The organism is Paenibacillus sp. J22FR83, from assembly GCF_059691955.1.
Genome location: NZ_JCAUAM010000005.1, coordinates 81,180 through 100,441, shown reverse-complemented (window position 1 = coordinate 100,441; position 19,262 = coordinate 81,180). Strand labels below are relative to the sequence as shown.

24 protein-coding genes are annotated in these 19,262 nt (G+C 36.4%); 3 read left to right on the top strand and 21 right to left on the bottom strand.

From position 1 onward, the window contains the following. Positions 1 to 10: 10 nt before the first annotated feature. From AC58PV_RS10900 to AC58PV_RS10820, 17 genes are all read right to left on the bottom strand, one after another. On the bottom strand, positions 11 to 1,471 hold the full coding sequence (locus AC58PV_RS10900; RefSeq protein WP_497432271.1) for a hypothetical protein: 1,461 nt from the start codon (positions 1,469 to 1,471) through the stop codon (positions 11 to 13). Then, the gene (locus AC58PV_RS10895) at positions 1,468 to 3,084 is read right to left on the bottom strand and encodes a phage tail protein (RefSeq protein WP_497432270.1); all 1,617 of its coding nucleotides are present in this window, start codon (positions 3,082 to 3,084) and stop codon (positions 1,468 to 1,470) included. Before AC58PV_RS10895 ends, AC58PV_RS10900 begins: the two co-directional genes overlap by 4 nt. Before the next feature lie 75 nt (positions 3,085 to 3,159). Beyond that, positions 3,160 to 3,381, bottom strand: coding sequence for a hypothetical protein (locus AC58PV_RS10890; RefSeq protein ID WP_497432269.1), 222 nt, complete (start codon positions 3,379 to 3,381; stop codon positions 3,160 to 3,162). An 89-nt stretch (positions 3,382 to 3,470) separates the two neighbouring features. After that, entirely contained in the window at positions 3,471 to 3,812 is a 342-nt protein-coding gene (locus tag AC58PV_RS10885; protein ID WP_497432268.1) for a hypothetical protein, read from the bottom strand. A gap of 69 nt (positions 3,813 to 3,881) precedes the next feature. After that, entirely contained in the window at positions 3,882 to 4,379 is a 498-nt protein-coding gene (locus AC58PV_RS10880) for a hypothetical protein (protein WP_497432267.1), read from the bottom strand. Positions 4,380 to 4,394: 15 nt separating this feature from the next. Further along, complete coding sequence (locus tag AC58PV_RS10875) at positions 4,395 to 4,775, bottom strand: hypothetical protein (protein ID WP_497432266.1); 381 nt, start codon at positions 4,773 to 4,775, stop codon at positions 4,395 to 4,397. Then, positions 4,772 to 5,224 (bottom strand): HK97-gp10 family putative phage morphogenesis protein, encoded by a 453-nt coding sequence (locus tag AC58PV_RS10870; RefSeq protein WP_497432265.1) that lies wholly within the window; start codon positions 5,222 to 5,224, stop codon positions 4,772 to 4,774. The genes AC58PV_RS10875 and AC58PV_RS10870 overlap by 4 nt, the downstream gene beginning before the upstream one ends. Then, entirely contained in the window at positions 5,211 to 5,522 is a 312-nt protein-coding gene (locus AC58PV_RS10865; RefSeq protein ID WP_497432264.1) for a phage head closure protein, read from the bottom strand. Before AC58PV_RS10865 ends, AC58PV_RS10870 begins: the two co-directional genes overlap by 14 nt. Next, positions 5,523 to 5,789: a phage head-tail connector protein gene (locus tag AC58PV_RS10860; protein WP_497432263.1), complete on the bottom strand. Its 267-nt coding sequence runs from the start codon at positions 5,787 to 5,789 to the stop codon at positions 5,523 to 5,525. 34 nt (positions 5,790 to 5,823) lie between these two features. Then, complete coding sequence (locus tag AC58PV_RS10855; protein WP_497432262.1) at positions 5,824 to 5,973, bottom strand: hypothetical protein; 150 nt, start codon at positions 5,971 to 5,973, stop codon at positions 5,824 to 5,826. A 14-nt stretch (positions 5,974 to 5,987) separates the two neighbouring features. After that, a complete protein-coding gene (locus AC58PV_RS10850) occupies positions 5,988 to 7,121 on the bottom strand; it encodes a phage major capsid protein (RefSeq protein ID WP_497432261.1) in 1,134 nt (377 codons plus the stop codon). Positions 7,122 to 7,185: 64 nt separating this feature from the next. Then, positions 7,186 to 7,827 (bottom strand): HK97 family phage prohead protease, encoded by a 642-nt coding sequence (locus AC58PV_RS10845; protein WP_497432260.1) that lies wholly within the window; start codon positions 7,825 to 7,827, stop codon positions 7,186 to 7,188. Further along, positions 7,793 to 9,046 (bottom strand): phage portal protein, encoded by a 1,254-nt coding sequence (locus AC58PV_RS10840; protein WP_497432259.1) that lies wholly within the window; start codon positions 9,044 to 9,046, stop codon positions 7,793 to 7,795. The genes AC58PV_RS10845 and AC58PV_RS10840 overlap by 35 nt, the downstream gene beginning before the upstream one ends. Positions 9,047 to 9,064: 18 nt before the next feature. Continuing rightward, positions 9,065 to 10,741: a terminase large subunit gene (locus AC58PV_RS10835; RefSeq protein WP_497432258.1), complete on the bottom strand. Its 1,677-nt coding sequence runs from the start codon at positions 10,739 to 10,741 to the stop codon at positions 9,065 to 9,067. Continuing rightward, a complete protein-coding gene (locus AC58PV_RS10830; RefSeq protein WP_497432257.1) occupies positions 10,738 to 11,112 on the bottom strand; it encodes a hypothetical protein in 375 nt (124 codons plus the stop codon). Before AC58PV_RS10830 ends, AC58PV_RS10835 begins: the two co-directional genes overlap by 4 nt. A 354-nt stretch (positions 11,113 to 11,466) precedes the next feature. Beyond that, the gene (locus AC58PV_RS10825) at positions 11,467 to 11,784 is read right to left on the bottom strand and encodes an HNH endonuclease (protein ID WP_497432256.1); all 318 of its coding nucleotides are present in this window, start codon (positions 11,782 to 11,784) and stop codon (positions 11,467 to 11,469) included. Positions 11,785 to 11,854: 70 nt separating this feature from the next. Continuing rightward, entirely contained in the window at positions 11,855 to 12,394 is a 540-nt protein-coding gene (locus tag AC58PV_RS10820) for a stalk domain-containing protein (RefSeq protein WP_497432255.1), read from the bottom strand. 447 nt (positions 12,395 to 12,841) lie between these two features. On the opposite strand from AC58PV_RS10820, the gene AC58PV_RS10815 reads away from it, so the two are divergent. Further along, positions 12,842 to 13,279 carry a hypothetical protein gene (locus AC58PV_RS10815; RefSeq protein ID WP_497432254.1) on the top strand — a complete coding sequence of 146 codons (438 nt, stop codon included), beginning with the start codon at positions 12,842 to 12,844 and terminating at the stop codon, positions 13,277 to 13,279. Positions 13,280 to 13,473: 194 nt separating this feature from the next. Here AC58PV_RS10815 and AC58PV_RS10810 read toward each other — a convergent pair whose 3' ends face one another. After that, on the bottom strand, positions 13,474 to 14,013 hold the full coding sequence (locus AC58PV_RS10810) for a hypothetical protein (protein WP_497432253.1): 540 nt from the start codon (positions 14,011 to 14,013) through the stop codon (positions 13,474 to 13,476). 125 nt (positions 14,014 to 14,138) lie between these two features. On the opposite strand from AC58PV_RS10810, the gene AC58PV_RS10805 reads away from it, so the two are divergent. Next, on the top strand, positions 14,139 to 14,336 hold the full coding sequence (locus AC58PV_RS10805; protein ID WP_497432252.1) for a hypothetical protein: 198 nt from the start codon (positions 14,139 to 14,141) through the stop codon (positions 14,334 to 14,336). A gap of 69 nt (positions 14,337 to 14,405) precedes the next feature. Continuing rightward, the gene (locus AC58PV_RS10800; protein ID WP_497432251.1) at positions 14,406 to 14,579 is read left to right on the top strand and encodes a hypothetical protein; all 174 of its coding nucleotides are present in this window, start codon (positions 14,406 to 14,408) and stop codon (positions 14,577 to 14,579) included. 66 nt (positions 14,580 to 14,645) lie between these two features. Here AC58PV_RS10800 and AC58PV_RS10795 read toward each other — a convergent pair whose 3' ends face one another. The 3 genes from AC58PV_RS10795 to AC58PV_RS10785 form a co-directional block, all read right to left on the bottom strand. After that, complete coding sequence (locus AC58PV_RS10795) at positions 14,646 to 15,362, bottom strand: hypothetical protein (RefSeq protein ID WP_497432250.1); 717 nt, start codon at positions 15,360 to 15,362, stop codon at positions 14,646 to 14,648. 176 nt (positions 15,363 to 15,538) lie between these two features. Then, a complete protein-coding gene (locus tag AC58PV_RS10790) occupies positions 15,539 to 16,123 on the bottom strand; it encodes an HNH endonuclease family protein (protein ID WP_497432249.1) in 585 nt (194 codons plus the stop codon). Between the two features lie 439 nt (positions 16,124 to 16,562). Beyond that, complete coding sequence (locus tag AC58PV_RS10785; protein ID WP_497432248.1) at positions 16,563 to 19,262, bottom strand: hypothetical protein; 2,700 nt, start codon at positions 19,260 to 19,262, stop codon at positions 16,563 to 16,565.

Here is a 19,262-nt window from a genome sequence, read left to right as displayed (position 1 = left end):
TCAAGCCACCTTAACACGGTAATAAGTTTACTGACGGAAATAACCCTTTTGTTTCAATAATCTGAAAAGGTGTTAGAAATATTGAAGACATATCGTTTGTAGGAATTGGACATGTAAATACAGTCTGTATTGTTTCTTCGTTCCAACCTTGATTTTCACTTGTATTTTGAACAAGTACGAGCACTTCATTTTCACGAATAACAAGTTTACGATTACCTTGAACTAAGTTCTTGAAGAACTGTTCCCATCCACCTAATGAAGAACCATCTAGGCACTTTACTGCATACTTAGTAATACCGTTATCATCTCTTGCATTAACGGATTCAATTAGGAAATTCCCAGACAACTCAAATTTAGTGTTGGAGATAGACAGTAACTGTCCAGCAGAAAGGCCTCTATTGTAAGTTTGAAATGTCACGACATTTGATATGAAGCCAAACTTTTCAAGTTTACCGAAAGCAAAGTCAAACGCAGCTTGACGAGTATTGAGATTCTGTTCCTCGATTACATTCTCATAAATTCCAGTTCCACCTTCAATACTTTTACGCTCTAAAATCTCATCAGTGTTCTCCGAAACAACGATAATTGGATATAATCCTTTGTAACTGACTTCAATATTTTCCGTAGCAGATAGCACAGTCTCGCTTGAATCCTGTGTAATTACATTAGAGTTATAACTAAAGTAAAACTTCCTATCTTTATCAAGACCATTAACCCCGATTTCATTTGGATCAAGTTCAATATCATTGATAAAGATGCGAGGCTTCTGAGCAACAGGAAGACGAACGATGAATGTTCTAGAAACTCCATCAGGTTTAGGTGATGGATTCTCCTTTGGTAATTCCTCAGTTGTATCAAGTCCAGCTCTAATATATTGTTTGTTTCTGTATTGACTACGTGTTCTCTGAACAACCATGCCACTGTAGTTTCCACTCGAATCCGTTAAAGTAAATGGAGATGAAAAGGTAGAACGGTTAAAGAAGTGCAACTTTTTATCCCTGTCTATGTACCAGTTAAATCCAGTTACTTCAGCTAGATAATTCATAGCAATATTGCCGTTATCATAATTGAAGACAGCTTGAGCAATAATCGGCCCATCCTGAATAACTCCCTCAGTAATTCCTTCGATACTGAAGAAGTCGTCCAATAGTATTCTGACAATTTCACCCGCAGATTCATTTGATGCCGTGTCAAAGACAATGCGCTTATCTATAAGCTGTGAAAAGTCCACACATTGAACCTGAATATAGGTAAATGCATTGTCCGCACTTAGTGTTGTATTATCTACCGACCCTCTAAAAATGTTTCCATTTTCATCATCGATAGATACCTCCATTCCTGTTTCAACTGGGTGTGAATTAGTCTGAATTGCAGTGAATGAACATGTTGTCCTCTCGTTAATTTTGTCGCTGTAATTCAGACTGTTTTTCTGTACAACAAACTCATTACCGCCAATCGTGTAAGTCCTCATGTTCTCACCAACCCTTGGAGCCTCATCATGACTCTGTCCATTAGTCTGTCTACAGAGTAATCATCCATAATGATTGCACCTTCAAATGCTCCACGTTCAAATGTAACTCCCCCAACTTTGTCGAGTGGAGTAACCTTAGCGCCAGTGGGTAAATCTAGTATCTCTACTCCTTCTTCTCCAACTAACACCCTACCTGCCTTTGTAATGTCTCCACCTTCTGCAAGCATCGGTATTTCTGGTATTTGCGGCATACCAATTGTGCCACCACCAACAACACCTACCATTGGAATATTGACAGCAGGTATCGTTATCTTGATAGAGTTAATCTTGCGAATAAACCCGTTTATCGTTTCAATAACATAATTAATGGAGTTTTTGATGCCTGTTCTGATACCGTCCCAAATTGAAAGTATCGTATCTTTCAGTCCCTTAAAGGCGAGAGTCATTCCTTCTGAAATAAGCTTTAGAGATTTATCCAGAATACTCCATATCCCATCCCAAGTATCGGATAGTAATTTCTTGGTATATTCCCACACTGCCGACCAATCGCCTTTAAATGCAGCAGCAAATATCTTGATAATATCGGTAATGATCGTTAATGCAACCTTGATGGTTGTCGAAATTAAATCCCAAGCGCTCTTTAGGATTGATAAAATATCGTCTCCGTATTTTCTCCACAGTAATTGGAACCCTTCAATAAAAATCTTCACAAGGTTAGTGATTCCACTAAATAAGTCTGAAAATGCTGTTTGTAACTGAGAAAGTGTACTATCACTATCGGATGCCATTGTCTTAATCCATTGGATAACCTTCTGTATCCATTCGACAACAAAATCGAATGCAGAACCTATAGCTTTCATTGCGACTTGAATGCCAGCTTGTATTTGTGGCATGTATTGCATTGTCCAATCCATCATTGACTGAAGCATTGGCAATAACTTGATTCCGATTTCTGTGACAACGCTTGAAAATGAACCTTTGAGTTGATCCATTCCTAGTCTAAATTTCTCAGCTTGCTGAATGGATTCTTCTGGAATGACATTCACATTTGCTTTCATTTTTGCTAATTCTTCGTTGGTCATATTAAGAACTGGAGCTAGTTCTTCTCCAGTGGTACTCAGGAACATAGTAGCAATTGCGTTTCGCTGTGTTACATCTTCCATCCCTTGCAATCCAGTGATGACTTCATTGAATAACTGTTCTTGAGATTTGAGATGTCCATTTGTATCATTGATATTAACACCAAGTGTCTTAAATATCTCAGCATTCTCACCTACTCCACTAGTTGCATCAAGTGCTTTCTCAGCTAAAGCTGCCATGTCTCCGCCAGCTTGCTCCATCGAGAATCCGAAACTCTTCATAACAGAATCCCATTGTTGGAATCCAGTAGTGGAGAAGCCTGCCACCTGCGAAAACTTGTTAATCTCTGCAGTAGTTTCAAGTGTTTTACCAACGAGCATTCCCAATCCAGCTGCCGCTACACCCGCTCCTGCTGCTAGTCCCGCTCCCCATTTAGCCGCTGTACCAATCATTGAACCGATCTTATCCCCAAGACTTGAAGCTTTCTTATCTGTGTCATTTATTGATTGATTAGCTTCATCGTTATCAATCATAATGCGCCCAAAAAGCTTAAACAGTTCGATAATAATCCCTCCTTCCTAATATTGCATAAAAAATAGACCGTTCCATCACGTTGACGAAGCAGCCTGTTTTTTATGCAATATTTTCTTCTGTATCTCTTGTGCTTCTCTTAGTATGTCCTCTGCTGATTTAGTCGTAACTGGTTGTGTCTGCTTCTTGTAAAAGTCACTAAACGGCTTAAAATTGTCCTTCGTCATGTTTGGATATACAGATACCCACATTTCCCATGCACGTTCTTCTTGCTGTTTCTCAAATATTACATCAAGCAAATCACAAACATCATCTGCAGACAGGTCATATATTGTCTCTAAATTTGAGTACCTACAAAGCAGAGCATCCAACAACTCACCGTAACTCTCTACTTTGTAGCAGACTTTAAAAAACTTGCAAAAGCATCATCGTGAAACAACCGAGTAATCATCTCAATAGTTTGGCTAATCTCTTGTTCCTTCAATTCATTAACTGATTTACCAGTATATAAGGCAAAGAAGTCGTAGAATTCTTTTTCGGCATTAGGTAACTTCTCGACAAGCAAGAATACGAAGTCCATACCTTTTTCATCCTTTAGCCTTTCAATATCCTCTGCCTTCATATTACTATCGTTTGCTTTTGTTAAAAACAAACCTTTAATTTCTTTTTTAATATCCAATTTTCCGAACATTTTTAGGAACGGAAATAGGTGTTTAGTCATTAGTTTCATATATTATCATCACACATCCCTTATAGTAATGGTAAAAATAGGACGCACACTAGAGTACGCCCTTGTTTATTAATCTGCAAATTCGATATCCCACGGCTCAACTGTACGCGTAGTTTCATCATATGTTGCTGTGAATGTTAGACTTTGTACAACCTCGTCCTTATCGACCAGACCCCAGTCTAAATTCTCAAGATTTATGGCGTTTTGGAGTGTAATTACAACATCTCGCCCACCTTTAGTCCGTCCTGTCCATGTAACAGTATTATAATCAGTTGTTTGAATATCAGTTTCAGCAGTCAAAGTATCTACCCCTGATGCAGTTGTTACTTTCATGGCCGGATAAAACTTAGTAAGATTTGCTGGTAAAATCTCCAATGCATTTACCACTAACTTTGCAACACTCTTAGTTTTCTTAACCCGTCCCTTTACAAGGCCAAAATCTCCGTCTGCACTTATCTCTTTATACTCTCGCTCAATTGTAAATTGGCCACCACCACGAGTTAAACCAACATTAGTACTACCAATTGCAAAAACTCCATCACCTAAAACAATGTTATTCGCTGCCAAATCATTTCATCTCCTTTATTTCCCGTGTACTCTCATTTGATAAACATATTTCCTTCGTTTAATCTGTTTATCTTCATCTCTTACTACTAATCGATTCTCACGATATATAGTGACTGCATAGACATCGTTAATCATGAATGTCTTCTCATTGATACCTATATCCACATTGTCCATCAGTGTCTCAATTACAGTCGTATCTCCCTTGGCAGGAGTATCCCAGCCATCAACATCAAGCACAAATTGCTCGTATGATATCGTAGTATTTATTGAATTGCTAAGACTATAAACAACATAAGGATATACAGCATTCTTTGGAGCATCTTCATAATAAACTCTCGGATGCTTACTCTTTAATAACGAAGATATTGACTTGCGCAACTCGATCATCTTAATCATGATTCATCTCCTTCCTCTGGCGTATACTCATCATCACTAATTAGCTCTCTAGCCCTCAATTCATCTTCGATTGCTTTAATATATTGGCTTTGAATTAGCCTAATTTGGTCAATATTCTCATACACAGTATCACGTAGTATGTTTCTTTTCGGTTGATTTTTAGTACCTAATTCTTGCATTGCTCCATACCATGAATTATGCTTTAGTCCAACGAGTAAATCGGCTTCATTTTTTCGAACCCAATATTGAGTTGAGTTATAGATTCGTTTACTTCTTCCCATGCCAGGGAGCTTTTTGAACTTCGCAACCATTCGCTTACGTAGGAACTTAGCAACATCCCGCAATGCCGCTCGGCATAACTCATTTAACGTATAGTTAACCCTGTCTACATTACTGGTAAATTCAATTCCATTTCTAGTGACTCTTGTTACTGATCTAGGTAGAGGCATTGTTAACCAACCCTTGGCAAATCAATTCTAAAATTTCATCGTTCTTAGAGTATGTTCTAAGGATAGCGTATGTCTTACTGTTGTATTCCAAGTTCTCTTGATCTGAGTAATCCATCTGACGAATTTCAAACATCAATTCTGGTCTAAGGCCATTAGCCATGCTTTGATAAAACTCGGATTGACGAATACTCTTCTTGTTTGCGTAAACTTGAACAGATACTGGTTCACTAACTGTATCCCCAATATCATTTTCACTTTCCGTCACCGACAATAGCTCAATCACATCACGCCACAGCATCTATTCCACCACCGTATATTCAGAAGACAAACAAAGATGCCTTTTTAGCATCTCATATGAGTTCAACAACCTATCATAATCAGAGTTATCATAGCCAAAATTCAACTTGCAATATATTGAGATTGCTCGTTTAATTAATGCATCCGTATCACTGTCTGCTCTCAATGGTAGTACACCAGACAAGATTAAATCCTGTCTGGCTGCACTTATAAGGTCAATAATCTCAGAATCGAAAGCTGAATTGGTGACGCGCAACATCCCTTTCATGTCATTAAGCACATCGCATCACAACCAATCTAATCTATTTTCCTTTTTTAGCTTCTGCTTCTAGATAGCCAAGTTTAGTCAACTCGTCGATGCGCTCTTTAGTTCCAGAGTATACTTCTCCAACTTGATATTCTCTACCATCTAGTCTACACAGAATGTATTGCTTTACTTTACGTTCAATCATCTAATTATTACCTATTAAACAGATTTCTTAACACGCAAGAAGCCGTTGGAAGATGTTACATTACCACCAGCAAATACACTTGCTTTATGTGCAATCATACCTGTAGAGAATTTGAAATCTGTGGATCGTTGTACATCAATAGGAGAGAATACAGCCAAAGTATAATGACTCAACGAACCATAGGCCATCATAAACTGTCCAGCTGTTGCTGTAGCGGTTGGAATACAAGCAGAGTTAATGATAAACGGAGTCCCATCAATAGTACCAGTAGTACCTTTCAATACAATATCGTGGAATTTGTTGTTGTTACCATCGCGGAGCGCTGCAAATTTCTTCAAATCTTTCTTGTTTAAAATCAATACAGCATCATCTTCTGTTGACTCATCGCCACCATAACTGAAAATGATTTCATTGAGGGTTGTAGTAGTAATATCTGCAATTGCAATATCAGTAGATGCATTAATCGCTGTAGCGCCATCATCAAAGATACCTGTCAGATGCCCAGTTGTACCATCACCAATTAGGATTTCTTTTGCAAGTTTCTTACGAACAGACTTAGTCATTCCTGCTACAACTGCATTAGCATAACCAACTGCAGGGAGCTTTTCTAACTCTTCGCTAACTTCGCTATACGATGTAATTTTAGTTTTAGTAACGGTTGCCTTACCAAATACAGGATCTGTAGTTGTATAAGCTACACCTTCAGCAGTATATCCACCATCTGGATTGGAAACTTCGTACGGTTGTTCAAAGCTTTCTCCACCTTGTAATTCCATTGTGTTTACTGCATCAATGAGGCTTGAAACTTGTTCAAAAGTTGGTTTAATATCAGTCGCTTTATGTTGCGGTAAAATTACACCTGTTGAAGCTACAGTAACAGCACGTTTTTCAAGCAAATCTTTACCCATTTTAGTACGAGTTTCTACATCTTGTCCTTGAATTTCCATTTTGTTTTCATCAACCTTTCTCACTTCAACTTTATTTTCGCTAATGCTTTCCATCATGCTTTTACGCTTCTCAATTTGCTGTTTTTCTGTGTCTAATGCTCGAAGTTCTGTTTCCAATTCCTCCAGATTAACTTCCCCTTCACCTTCCAGCAGACCACGGATTTCTAATTTACGAGTTTCGATTTCTTTGATACGTTTCATATTGATATACACTCTCCATTTGTGATTTATCTGTAACTATTTTAATTACAGTATAGTTATAAAATTAGCAGTAAGTCATCAATAACAACTTCTTACGTTGCTCTTGACTTACTGCCTTTTGAACTTCTTCAGCTTCAGTTAGCTTTTGCATTTCAATTTGTGATTCAAAGTAAGAACGAGCAGATACCGAAGTATCTTGATAAGCAGGAATCGATACACATGATACATCGTATAGTTTCTTAAACCTACGTAGAATTCGTGTATGATTTTCTCTATCGTAAGCCTCTTCCTTAACTGAGAAAGCAAAACTCATTTTATCAATAAAGCCACCGCGAACTTCCTCATAAAGTTGTCTTCCCGCTTCGGTCTGATCAAGACGAGCCTTGATGTATAAGCCTTTTTCATCTACAGTTAATTGAAGTGTTTTGTTACGAGTACGAGCGAATACTTTTCCAGAATGATCAAAGTTAAGTATCACATCAGACATATCACATTCAGAAAATGCTTTAGTGTCGATAGTCTCCTTATATTCAATCCCATCATATTCCCAGATAACTGTAGGGCTATCAAATACACATGCGTATCCTTCTATGTACATTTCATTTTGACTGTCTTCTCCACCAAGCGATGCAGCACGAATTTCAAAGTTAGCAAAGTTACGGTATTCTCTATCACTCTTCAGTTGTGGGTTCGTCTGTTTTGTCAATTTCATCACCTCCCGTTCCCTGATACTTATCAGCGTTCTGAGCATTCACCACATTGAGCGTTTGCAATCTTTTATCTCCATCTTCAACGGGAGCAAGATTAAATACATCTCTAATTTCATTCACAGTGAAAACACCTAGAGGCATTAATTCCTTAGCAAGGCTTATTTTGGTCTTATTCGATGCATAAGCAAGTTTATTAGCTTCGAATACAACTTCCTGTCCGTGTCCGCGTTCTTTATCTGTAAATAATTTAATAGTAAATTCTTGACTCATTTGAATTGCAATAGGCTCGAGAATTGATTCATAGAACGCATCCCACTCGTCTTCGTTATAGCTAGATGTAACGATCTTTTCATTGATTCCAAAGTAGTTATATACTTTATCATTGATAAGTTTCATCTGTTTATCATCAACCATTACTGGAACAGACTTAGATTCTACAAATTCCATCTTATTGTCAGTTGCGCCTACTCCACCATTGTTTTCAACACCAAAGTAATCCTTTACGAAGTCATCCTTTTGTTTCTTGATATCTTCAGGCCGCAAAGAAGACGTAAACTTTAACCATCCGCGTAAATTCGCTGACTTCTTAGTAGCATTCACGATACTATCATTACTTGTATTGATCATTTCAACGGTCGGCTTCAATGGAGCATCATTATTGTCTCCAAAGAAATCATGTTTGTAGAAGTGTCTTCGCAGATGGATTAACTCACTATACGGTAAAGTTTTAGTAGCCCCATTAAGAAATCTAAACCTTACATACACTTCTTTAGTCGGATCATCTCTTAACTCCACAAGTTCAGCTGTCGAAGAATCAATTGGATATAACCCTCGCAGTTGACCAGTACTATCCCAGTCCATGAAAATAAAAGCATTATTCCGCATGAATAACTGTGTTACAACTTTGTATTTGAAAGCATACGCATTCATATATGGATTTGGTTGCAAATTAAGAATTCTCTGCAAATTACCGTTGATGTTAACGATATTACCGTCTAACCTTCGAATATGTTTAGGCTGTAATTTAGCAGAATTCCTTGCAATTGCGTCAACACACGTTCTGACAACATCTGACTCATAAAGATTATCATTGTACATCGTAAACGTTGGTGTATAACCGTCCATCATCTGCATGTGAGTAAAGTTCGATGATTCCTGATATGATTCTTGTACAGTACTACCAAATATTTTCTGATACCAACTTCTTTTCTCCAATTCCTCACCTCCTCATCATTAAATTAAACTTTGGTATTCGTCCATGTTGTCATGAAGAACTTTGTATCCACATAACAAACTAATGGTGCCATCGATCCGCTGTGTTTCATCCGTCTTTTTAACTGGTTGGATGTTAGAGTTGATATCTTCTTTGACACTTGTGTTTGATAAGCACCACATGTCAATTGGGTGAGAATTTAACATGATTTTATTAGCTTCTAAATCAGACTTAAGATCCCTCATAGGTTGACTTAATGTATATGGTCCTTGCCTAACAGGAATCATTGCCTTCTCTCCAAATTCGCTCTTAAACTGCCTTAGAAGAGAATCATCAATATGCCACGGATCATAACCGATCTGTGTAATGTACAAGTCTTCAGTATCCCTTAACTCCTGAAACCAATGTAAGAAGCATATCTTGTCTACTTTGTTTCCTGGCCATGTGCGAAGTAACCCTTGTTTTTCCCATAGTAAATAGGGCGCAGAATCTCGCTCCCTTCGATTTCCATTTTTGGTCATTTTGTTTAAGACATCCTCAGGAATCCAGTACATTGACTTCACATAAATTTTGTCATCGTTAGGCTTCATGCACAGCACTTTAGCTGAGTTCAAATCGACACTATCTGCCGCATCGAATCCTCCGATTCCATATTTAAAACCCATCTCAGTAAAGTTAAATGACTCTTTGTTCTCAATCGCACTCCAAGTTAGCCAACTTGCAGCATCATTTTCCTTCATATTGAAATCTTTAACCATAACAGTTGGTTTAAAGGCTGGGTCACCTTTAGCTTTGTTTACAACATCACGCAAGAATTCAAGGGATTTAATAGTCCCCAATCCTGGATTTGCCTTAATCCACATCTCTTCCTTATCCCACTCATCCTTACTATCCAGTTCGTAAATCAGTGGAAGGAACCTAACCTCATCCTTCTTTTTACCGTCTAAAACATCACATGCATAATTATATTGAGCGTCAAAGATTCCATTTCGAACAAAACCGTTGGTCGATATGGTTGTCAGCAATGGCATCCTTCGTGCGGACATTGATTGTTTCATCAAGTCGTATAAGTCACGGTTCTTAATGGCTGCAAGCTCGTCGATAACCACACATGATGCATTTAGACCGTCAAGTGAGTTACTGTTGCTTGCTAAAGGTTTAATAATTCCAAAGTTGAATTTAGAGTATAAGTCAGATTGACGCTTCCGTAAAAACTTTCGTAAACTAGGGCTTTGTTGTACCATTTTATGCGTCTCGTCAAAGCCCTTTTTGGCTTGGTCGAGCTTTGTAGCAATAAAATATGTCTCAGGTGAACCTTCCCCATCCCCAACGTCCATGAACAGTGCAACAGCGGCCAGCTCGGTGGTCTTACCATTCTTACGACCTCTTATATCTAAGCATTCCGTAAATTGCCTGACACCTGTATCCTTATGTACAAATCCAAAAAGAGCTTGATACTTAGCTTTTTGGAATAACTCCATGACAAAAGGAACCCCTGTTTTACCTTGCGCCATCTTACAAAAAGTCTCGATAAAGTCAATTGGATCATTTGCCTTGTTAATATCAAATACCCATGGCTCATACTTTTCAGGATGATTTAACTTATCAAGAAGTAACGTGTAAACCTGCTTAATACGATGGCACGCAACTATTTCTCCGCTGATTACTTTTGTTGCATATTCTTCTAACCAAATCATGCATTCTCAGCTGCTTTTCTCTTCAAATATTCATCAAGCGGATCAGTGCCACTTGATGGAGTGATTTCTGACAATTGCTTAATCAATGCAGAATAGTTTTTAATCGTCGTATTATAAGTCTTAGCAGCTGGATGTTCTCGCAACATCTTCTGTGAACCATTAACATACAACTCAATTGAACCATCACTATTCAATATGTCCTGCAACTCCTGTAGGGTAACGCTCATAAATGCAACCTGATTTATGAGCCGATTGACATAGTTTCTTTGTTCCTCGTCGATGTTTGCGAATAATTCTGTAAGTTCCTTGATCTCTTTCTTAATCAACTTTTCTTTAAGTTTCTTATCGTATTTATTAGTAACTTCTTCCATACTTTACCTTCTCTCGTTATACCCACCTCGTGTGATATATCACGCGGTAAAATTCGTGCTCACCTACGGTACTCAGCAGGAGTATATTTCAATTTTTATATGGGGGGGTTTACTTTAAATTACTTCCGTTTAAATCCTAATCTCTGATTTAACACCATCACATACTATATAAGCTTCTGGTACAACACAGCCTTCTCCGACAATTGGTAATACTGAGTGTTCACCAGTGATAAAGTGATAATGTACCAACAACATCAACATCTGCATTATAGATAGTTAACTTATCTGCTCCATCTAACTTTAATAAACTAAACAGTAAGTCTTGACTAATCATTACCTTACATGCCTTCACCATTACTCACTCACTCTCTGCACTAATTCACCATACTCATTGAACATCACATCATCCCTTAACACTGGAACACTTGGATTATGTATATCGTTATGACACTGTAAACAAACATATTGTAGACTTTCCCAGTGTGTTGTTATATATGGATCATTGATATTACTCTCATTCAACTCAGTCATGTGATGCACAATATAGCCGGGATTAATATGCCCCTTCTCCTGACACACCTCACATAATCCACCTACGCTCTCTATATATGCCAACCGTGTTCGCTTCCAACGAGCAGATGCGTAGAAGGATTTAGCAAATTGTCTAGCCATTAATTCAACTCCTGAACATTACAAAAAAGCCAGCCCTAAATTAGGCTGACTCATTCATTAATTGCTTATATTAATACGACATATCCAATTGAAACTTAATCGTTTTATAACCTGTCAAATCGTCAGTAGTAATAAGCTTCTCTGTCTTAACGTCTGATACATTCAAATTGCTCGTGCTTCCTTGTGCTGTTCCAATACGCTTACCATCTTCTCCATAAAATACTGCTGTAAAGGTTACACCTTTAAGTGTCTTTGTACCGATGTTTTTAACCTCGGCACTAACTGACCCTCCAAAACTATTCTTCGCTGCTTGCACATCATAAAAAGTTAGATCATCCGCTTTATATACTCCATCCTTTGGTAGCTCTGGAACTTTACCAGCAATATTAATCTCTCGCTTATCACCATCCCATTTAACTTCAGCGCCCAAACTCTCACTGACGACTCGAAGAGGAACGTAGGTCGATCCGTCAATTACTTGAATCAAATCTGAGCTAACACTCTTTCCATTAATAAATAGTTTAATATCGCTAGCTGCAAATGCACCTACAGCTACTGATGATGCAATTACTCCGCTAAGTCCTAATGCAATTAATAGTTTCTTTTTCAATGTGTAAACACTCACCGCAGTTTCATGGATAGATAATCTCCTATATCTTACCAACCACTACGATATGAGTCTATAAATAGTTTCATACTATTTCCAACAGCTGCTGTAGCTGAAACTATATCTCGCCATTCACCATCATAGTAACATTTATTCCCATTGTATACAGAGAGATTGGTTTTCATCAAATTTTCATTAAAAGACTGTAAACCATACCAAAAACACACTATCAACACTACTTCCAAAATTTCTCAAATAAATGCTATAATGACACCAAGACACAACATATAGTGCACATTTAATTGTTGATATATCAAGATGTTGTGATTCTCTATTGTGAATTTTATTTTTTACACTTGCAATCATCCGTGAACCATATTATAATGATTCTATCAGCACTCTTATTTATCGAGTGCTAAATACAAAAACAAATGTGAGAGGTGCATAACAATGAAACTATTAGAAATTTCGTATGATTTGAATGGTAAAGAAGAAACATCTCAAGATTATAGATACCTAATCGACAAAATTCTAAAATTAGGAAGAGTTTCTAAGGGTCTAAAATCATCGTGGTTCCTCCAAACCAATCGTACAGCAAACGATGTTTACAACGAATTAGCTTCTAAATACATTGATGCAAATGATGGATTACAGGTAATTGAAATAAAAGACATGCAGTGTAACAAGAATTTGCCGCAAGCTACTATTAATTTAATAAACGAAACTCTTTATAATATTGGCATCCCTAAAAGCACACCTCTTAATCAATTACAAAGACCAGTTAGTGTCTTACTTAACAACAATTTATTAAGAACTAATCCGTTGAAACCAAATCTATTACATAAAGTCCCTACGATACCCAAAAGGAATCAACCTTTTAGTTTCTAAACAGAAATTATTGTGTATACTCCATGCTTCTTATTCCTGCAACGCAACCTTAATTAGTTCTTAAACCACCAACCATGATTTTACGGACTGGTGGTTTTTATTTTATATTTAATGATCTAAAAACAAAAAAACACCAAACCCGCGATCGTCATTAAGGGTTTAGTGTTTACCTAATAATTTAATTTATTTTAATATTAGCCAAAGAAATGATCGAGAATATCATTAAAGTTATTTGTTTTAAGAATTGAGGGAGCATTTGCAATATTATTAGAAATAGAATATTCCCACGAGATATCTTTTAATCCCATTTGTTTTTTATTACTAACTCTAGTGTTATAACTGTATTGCTCTATTATTGCATTAATATTATCTGATTGAAAATCACTATAGTCATTAGCATTATATTCGATTTTAGTTAAGTCTATAGAAGGAGTCACTTTTATTAGATATACTCCAGTTTCCATAGGAAATTCAAATTTATATGACTGAACTCCATTAGACTCTGTACCTATAGGTTGAAATCTAACCACAAAACCCTTGTAACTTACAACTGCTAGATTACCATTATAACCATCCTTCATGCCTCTTGAAGTAAAGTAATTTACAAAAGTTTTAGTATTTAATGATGCGAGGTTAGAAGTAATAGAATTAATTTCATTGTTGATTTCTTCAACTAGAAGTTTATATGCTTCTCTAGTGTCTGCAAGACGTTTATATTGTTCGAATTTTGACAAAGGGAAAACCTCCGATTAGCTATGATATCCTTCTAAAGTCCTATTAACATTCTACAATAGATTTGTAATTTCTTCCACTATTTTGTAATATAGTATCATAACATAGCTTATTAAAGGAGATCCTCATGCCTAAACCAAAACAATTGCTCTCTTACGAAGATATAGAGAGAATGAGAGTCTTCAGTCAAAGGATAAATATATATCAAGATGGTCATTTACTGGATTCAAACGTAATGATTGATAATCATGATCTCGAATATGTTATTAGTAAAGATGGTACAAGGTATGCAAAAGAAAACTGCCAGTTCTTTAGTATTAAATAAATTGAAACCATCCATAAATTTCCATCGTACTATTCATTAAAAATATCTAACAATGGAGAGCTTCTGCATATGAACCCTAAAATTGCTTTTTACCTAGTATCGTTAATTGGAATTACAGCTATCATTTTATTTTCAACTTATACGGGTTTTGAATTTACAGGCAATACCCTATTAAAAATCATTGGTGGTTTATTCGCTACCGCTCTTGTTGCACAAAGAGTAACTAAACACGTACTTCAGTAGGACATAAAGTTTAAAGCTCCTCCAATTCAATGAGGAGCCACATTATGTAATCACTTTGAATGAAAATCATTCTAAGGTGCAGTTTATTGTTGATACTCTTCTTTGCATTAGTTGAAGCGCTCTAGCCTCTAAATTTTGAACCGTTAAAGCGTCAACATTTCTCGCACCAGTGGGGTTATCGTAAGGTCTTCTAGAAACAGTACCGCTATTGACTAAATACCAAATTTTAATATCATGAGTGTTATCTTTAAAGCTTACATGAATGCTATTAACAGATACTGTCTGCGTGTTCATAACCGAAAATGAAACAGAAATATGCTCTTCATAATTTCCGTAATAACCATTTTCCAGATATCTTTGACCGCCAGTACCACCAGAAAAGGGATTGCTGTTAATTTTAGTTAATGACAACTTTCCGTCTTTTGGGGCTACTACTTTAGAACTTGAGCTCAACTCTTTATAAATTACATTTTTATAATAGTCTCGCAAATCGTTTGCGGTAACATTATTTTTGGCTGCTATATCTTTAGCAACTGACATAAACAGATCCTTCTTCTTATTAGTATTATAGAAGTTTACGAGATCTTCTCTCACCTTTAATTTATCATCATCGCTAATAACTCTCTGTATTGTTGCTGAATTATTACTTATAAACTGTCCAATAGCACGATTTCCAATAGTCCTCTGCAATTGCATAATGGAATTAATATTGTTTGAAACAGTTGGCATATTAATATTTTGATTTACAATATTACTTTGCGATTTCTTCTCATGAGTAAACATATGTGCAGCACCTCAACATAGCAAGTTAAGAAAATATTACCATAGACTTTGCTGACATGTAAAAAAATATATGCGCCTTTAGGCAACTAATTTTCAATACCGAAATGATATCGAATGCATCTGTCTGCATTTTTATTTTTCTTATCCACTCATTTTCTCCTCATCACACAAACACTTTAAACTAAATGGCTCCAGGTATAATTGTAAATCACACTGTTGATGCAACTTTCACTTACTCCGTACTCATTTGCCAATTGTTCAACAAACTCACACTTTAATCCTGACTCAAATTCTTTGTAACGCTGCCTGATCTCAATTACATCATCTTCATTTAACCTACTAAGTGGGTGAGCAGATCCTTGCTTCTTCTTAGCCATCTTAAGCCTTACAGATTTTGTGTATTGAGCATCATGCGTAATTAATTCTAAGTTTTCAGCTCTGTTATTTTCCTTGTGGTTATCGTCTATGTGATTTACTTCTAATCCTTCGTCTTTCCATTTCCATGTGCCTTCTCTTGCAGCCATACAAATCTCATGTACGCCAAGACATTGCGAAACTCCATTCTCATCAATAATCGTGGTTGTCACATAGTTGTGAGGAAGTGGCCTCTCATATAATTTAAGTTTTCTTATTTTATTTCCTGTGCGCGCGCTATAAACTTTTCCATTATTGATATCACAATAATAGTCTGGATAATTTGGCACTTGAGTTAATACTGTTCCATCGTTTAGATAAATTTCCTCTTCAAATCGTTGACTCATACCTTTTTCATTCTCCTCTTTTTTATCTATCTCTGTTTACGTGCAAGCCAAAAAGAGCCTTCAACCTATTTTCTAGGCGGCTCTATTTGCTATGCATCATCTCAGCTCGACTAAATAAAAAGGAGTAACTAGCTCCATTAGCCCAATATCTCAGATGGATACGGGTAAAAACACTTGTTTTATATATGTTCTTGATGTATATTTTATAATAAGGATAAATTTAACCAAATTAGAAAAAATATTTGACCAATCCTGATATCTATGCTAATATATCAATATAGGATAACTCTGTTCGTATTTAAGAAAAAAGAAAAGCAATATTCCTACTTTTGAGACTACTAAATATTACTCCCTTAAAAGACTCTTAACGCAAACAAGCCAAGTCTAATAAACCTTGATATTAAAGGGTTTATTGAGCTTGGCTTTCTATAACTCAGCGTCATTTTGCTATAGCTAATCCTGTCTTACCGTTCATATATTTCAACTGTCTTTTTGCGTGATTTTCCTTCTTAGCTTTATCTAAGCATCCTAAACATTTGTCTTGTCTCTGCTTGGTCTTAACAAATTCAGTGGTGCACGTTACGCAGAAATGAAGGTTCTTCTTCTCAATTGCTTGATTCCTCTTAATGTTTTCTATAATGATATCCCCGAATGAACTCCATAATGTACATTTATAGTCTGACTCTTTTTCCTTGTATAGATAGTAAATGAGCATATCTACAATCTCATGAATATCAAATGACTCGCCATGAATCGGCTTCAGTAAGTCATCGCGAATCTCCATATATTCAAATAAATAATCTCCAGAAGAATCCTTGTCATTTGCTTGCATACTCATTGTCCACTTCTTCAAATCTAACTTATTGTATTTAACAAGCACACTAGGACTAACACAATCAACCTCACTTTTTCTCATCAACATACGATAATCAAATTCTCCAGCGACATTAAAGAAGTGAATACGTTTGTTAGGAATAAGTCTTGCTAATCTATTCATTGTGCTGGGATTCCCATCCGATTTTACTTCCTTTTTCGATTTATCCTTCGCATATCTAAACAGATGAGGCAGCTTCCCTTTTGTGGCTGCTTTAATCTCATTTTTAACATGTTCTGGGGGGGTGACTCTAAAAAGGGTCTTGGCATAGTCGATTTCAAAATTGTTGATCATGGTGAGATATTTCAAAACATTTACGTTTATATCCTCACTATCCCAAACACGAGCCACATCATTTGAAATAAGCCCAATATTAGCTTTAAATGCATCTTGCAGGCCTTGGAATATACTCTCATTAGTTATCTTCACAACTTCAGCCTTTTTCATTTTGTAGTGCAGCGGTACGACACCTTTCATATGTGTCTCAGCACAACTGACGAGAGTCGGTTCATTAACACAGGCTAGTTGGTCTCCGTCCCAATCCAGCATTAAAAGTTTAGGAAGCATTGACTTATGACTCAGGTAGACATTTCCACCCAGCAACCATTTCTCCAACAATTCCGTTTTTTTATTTCTAACCAACCCATGTTCGCGGTAGAGTGACGGTGATCGGAGAATATTTATTTTCTCATTATCATTAAAGTACTTGCAATACACTTCGTTCTCACCTAACAAACCTTTAACCTTACTTTTCTTTACCCCACCAATAAGCCATGAACAATATGCCCACCAATCAGGACAAACAAACACATATCGACCTGATACCTCGATTTTACCTGCACGAGAATCATCTACCATAGATTTCTTTGTCTCTTTGATTATTTCCTGAGAGTAAGTATCAGTTAGTAATGAAGGTGTCAACTCTAGCGCTTGTTGATAGTAATTTTTTTGTTGGTGATTGTCAGTAACACCAAGAACCTTAAGCATAGTATCTTTGTCTCTACCTAATAATTTGATGTCTTTAACTGTTCGTTCACACAGAGCTTCAATTTGGTCATTATCCATCTTGTCAAGGCTCTGAAGCATCTGGTACCCAAGTTCAACCGTATTTTTAACTTCAGACTCAACTTGAACAATAGCAGCATGACATTTGTTTTCTTTAAATGCCTTCTTAAATTCGTCCCAGGTATCATAGTATCCACCCATTTTAAACATGGACTTACAAAGTATCATCTGTATATTTTCAGCGATAATGTCACGTTCTACACCATCTATATCTATTACCTTTGTTTTATTATGATCAATTGCCCATTGTCTAAAGTTAAACGCAGAAACATAGCCCTTCGTATATGGCATCCTGAACTGGAAACCTTTTTTACTGACTTCAGGCAAACACATCCCTGCGCCATCTGTTGGGGTCATACTTATTGCCATAACCTTACGAGTAATATCAAATGTTTTATAATCGATATAGTCAACATCAGCCACAATATCAAATTCGAAATCTGGACATATAATTACACGATCAATATCAAAGCTGGACCAACGAGTGCTGGCTGTCATTTGCAATGATTTATAAGCCAACAACTTGTTAACATTTGCACCATCATGGTCATTAATAATATCTTCATTCAATCCGCACATTAAAGTCTTTCCAAATTCTCCCCACAGGTTAGTTTCCACGAAAACCATCTTCTTATCGCGAATTTGACCACTTGATGACGAATAGTATTGGTAGGACTTCCCTCTAAAAATGAATCCATCGTCAATAAGTTGTTTCGATACAGCGGCATAATATTGCTCAACAATAATAATTGAATCTGTAAATGCATTCGCTTCTATTATTTTAAAAGTGCGCGTCAACTCGGAATCAAATACACTGATTACGACTTTCTTCTTGAATTTGCGTTGCTCTGTTTCTTGCCCATTTGAATCTTTAACTGGATAAGTTATAGCATCTTCACGTAACTGACGAACATCAATATTCTTGTTGAACTCAGGAAATAACTTGTCCTGCTTATATTTCTTTATTTTACGATTAGCGTCTTTTCTTTGTACTAACAATTTATCAGTAATTACTTTTCTTGAACCCTTCTCAATTTGCTTCTCTTCCTTCTCTATTTCATCACGAATGAATTTACGTTGAAGATAAAGCTCTGATAATTTTTTACCAATCTCGTGTTCAGATTCAGTGTAAAACGCCGAACTATCTACAGACAAGATTCTAATTTGTTTATTGAGGCTTCCTTTGACGTTCATTTTCAT

Bases quoted from the DNA above. Each gene is read 5' to 3' on its own strand.
- AC58PV_RS10900 (WP_497432271.1), bottom strand. From the start codon at position 1,471: ATGAGGACTTACACGATTGGCGGTAATGAGTTTGTTGTACAGAAAAAC.
- AC58PV_RS10895 (WP_497432270.1), bottom strand. From the start codon at position 3,084: ATGATTGATAACGATGAAGCTAATCAATCAATAAATGACACAGATAAG.
- AC58PV_RS10885 (WP_497432268.1), bottom strand. From the start codon at position 3,812: ATGAAACTAATGACTAAACACCTATTTCCGTTCCTAAAAATGTTCGGA.
- AC58PV_RS10875 (WP_497432266.1), bottom strand. From the start codon at position 4,775: ATGATTAAGATGATCGAGTTGCGCAAGTCAATATCTTCGTTATTAAAG.
- AC58PV_RS10870 (WP_497432265.1), bottom strand. From the start codon at position 5,224: ATGCCTCTACCTAGATCAGTAACAAGAGTCACTAGAAATGGAATTGAA.
- AC58PV_RS10865 (WP_497432264.1), bottom strand. From the start codon at position 5,522: ATGCTGTGGCGTGATGTGATTGAGCTATTGTCGGTGACGGAAAGTGAA.
- AC58PV_RS10860 (WP_497432263.1), bottom strand. From the start codon at position 5,789: ATGAAAGGGATGTTGCGCGTCACCAATTCAGCTTTCGATTCTGAGATT.
- AC58PV_RS10855 (WP_497432262.1), bottom strand. From the start codon at position 5,973: ATGATTGAACGTAAAGTAAAGCAATACATTCTGTGTAGACTAGATGGT.
- AC58PV_RS10850 (WP_497432261.1), bottom strand. From the start codon at position 7,121: ATGAAACGTATCAAAGAAATCGAAACTCGTAAATTAGAAATCCGTGGT.
- AC58PV_RS10835 (WP_497432258.1), bottom strand. From the start codon at position 10,741: ATGATTTGGTTAGAAGAATATGCAACAAAAGTAATCAGCGGAGAAATA.
- AC58PV_RS10830 (WP_497432257.1), bottom strand. From the start codon at position 11,112: ATGGAAGAAGTTACTAATAAATACGATAAGAAACTTAAAGAAAAGTTG.
- AC58PV_RS10825 (WP_497432256.1), bottom strand. From the start codon at position 11,784: ATGGCTAGACAATTTGCTAAATCCTTCTACGCATCTGCTCGTTGGAAG.
- AC58PV_RS10815 (WP_497432254.1), top strand. From the start codon at position 12,842: ATGAAACTATTAGAAATTTCGTATGATTTGAATGGTAAAGAAGAAACA.
- AC58PV_RS10805 (WP_497432252.1), top strand. From the start codon at position 14,139: ATGCCTAAACCAAAACAATTGCTCTCTTACGAAGATATAGAGAGAATG.
- AC58PV_RS10800 (WP_497432251.1), top strand. From the start codon at position 14,406: ATGAACCCTAAAATTGCTTTTTACCTAGTATCGTTAATTGGAATTACA.
- AC58PV_RS10795 (WP_497432250.1), bottom strand. From the start codon at position 15,362: ATGTTTACTCATGAGAAGAAATCGCAAAGTAATATTGTAAATCAAAAT.
- AC58PV_RS10790 (WP_497432249.1), bottom strand. From the start codon at position 16,123: ATGAGTCAACGATTTGAAGAGGAAATTTATCTAAACGATGGAACAGTA.
- AC58PV_RS10785 (WP_497432248.1), bottom strand. From the start codon at position 19,262: ATGAAAATGAACGTCAAAGGAAGCCTCAATAAACAAATTAGAATCTTG.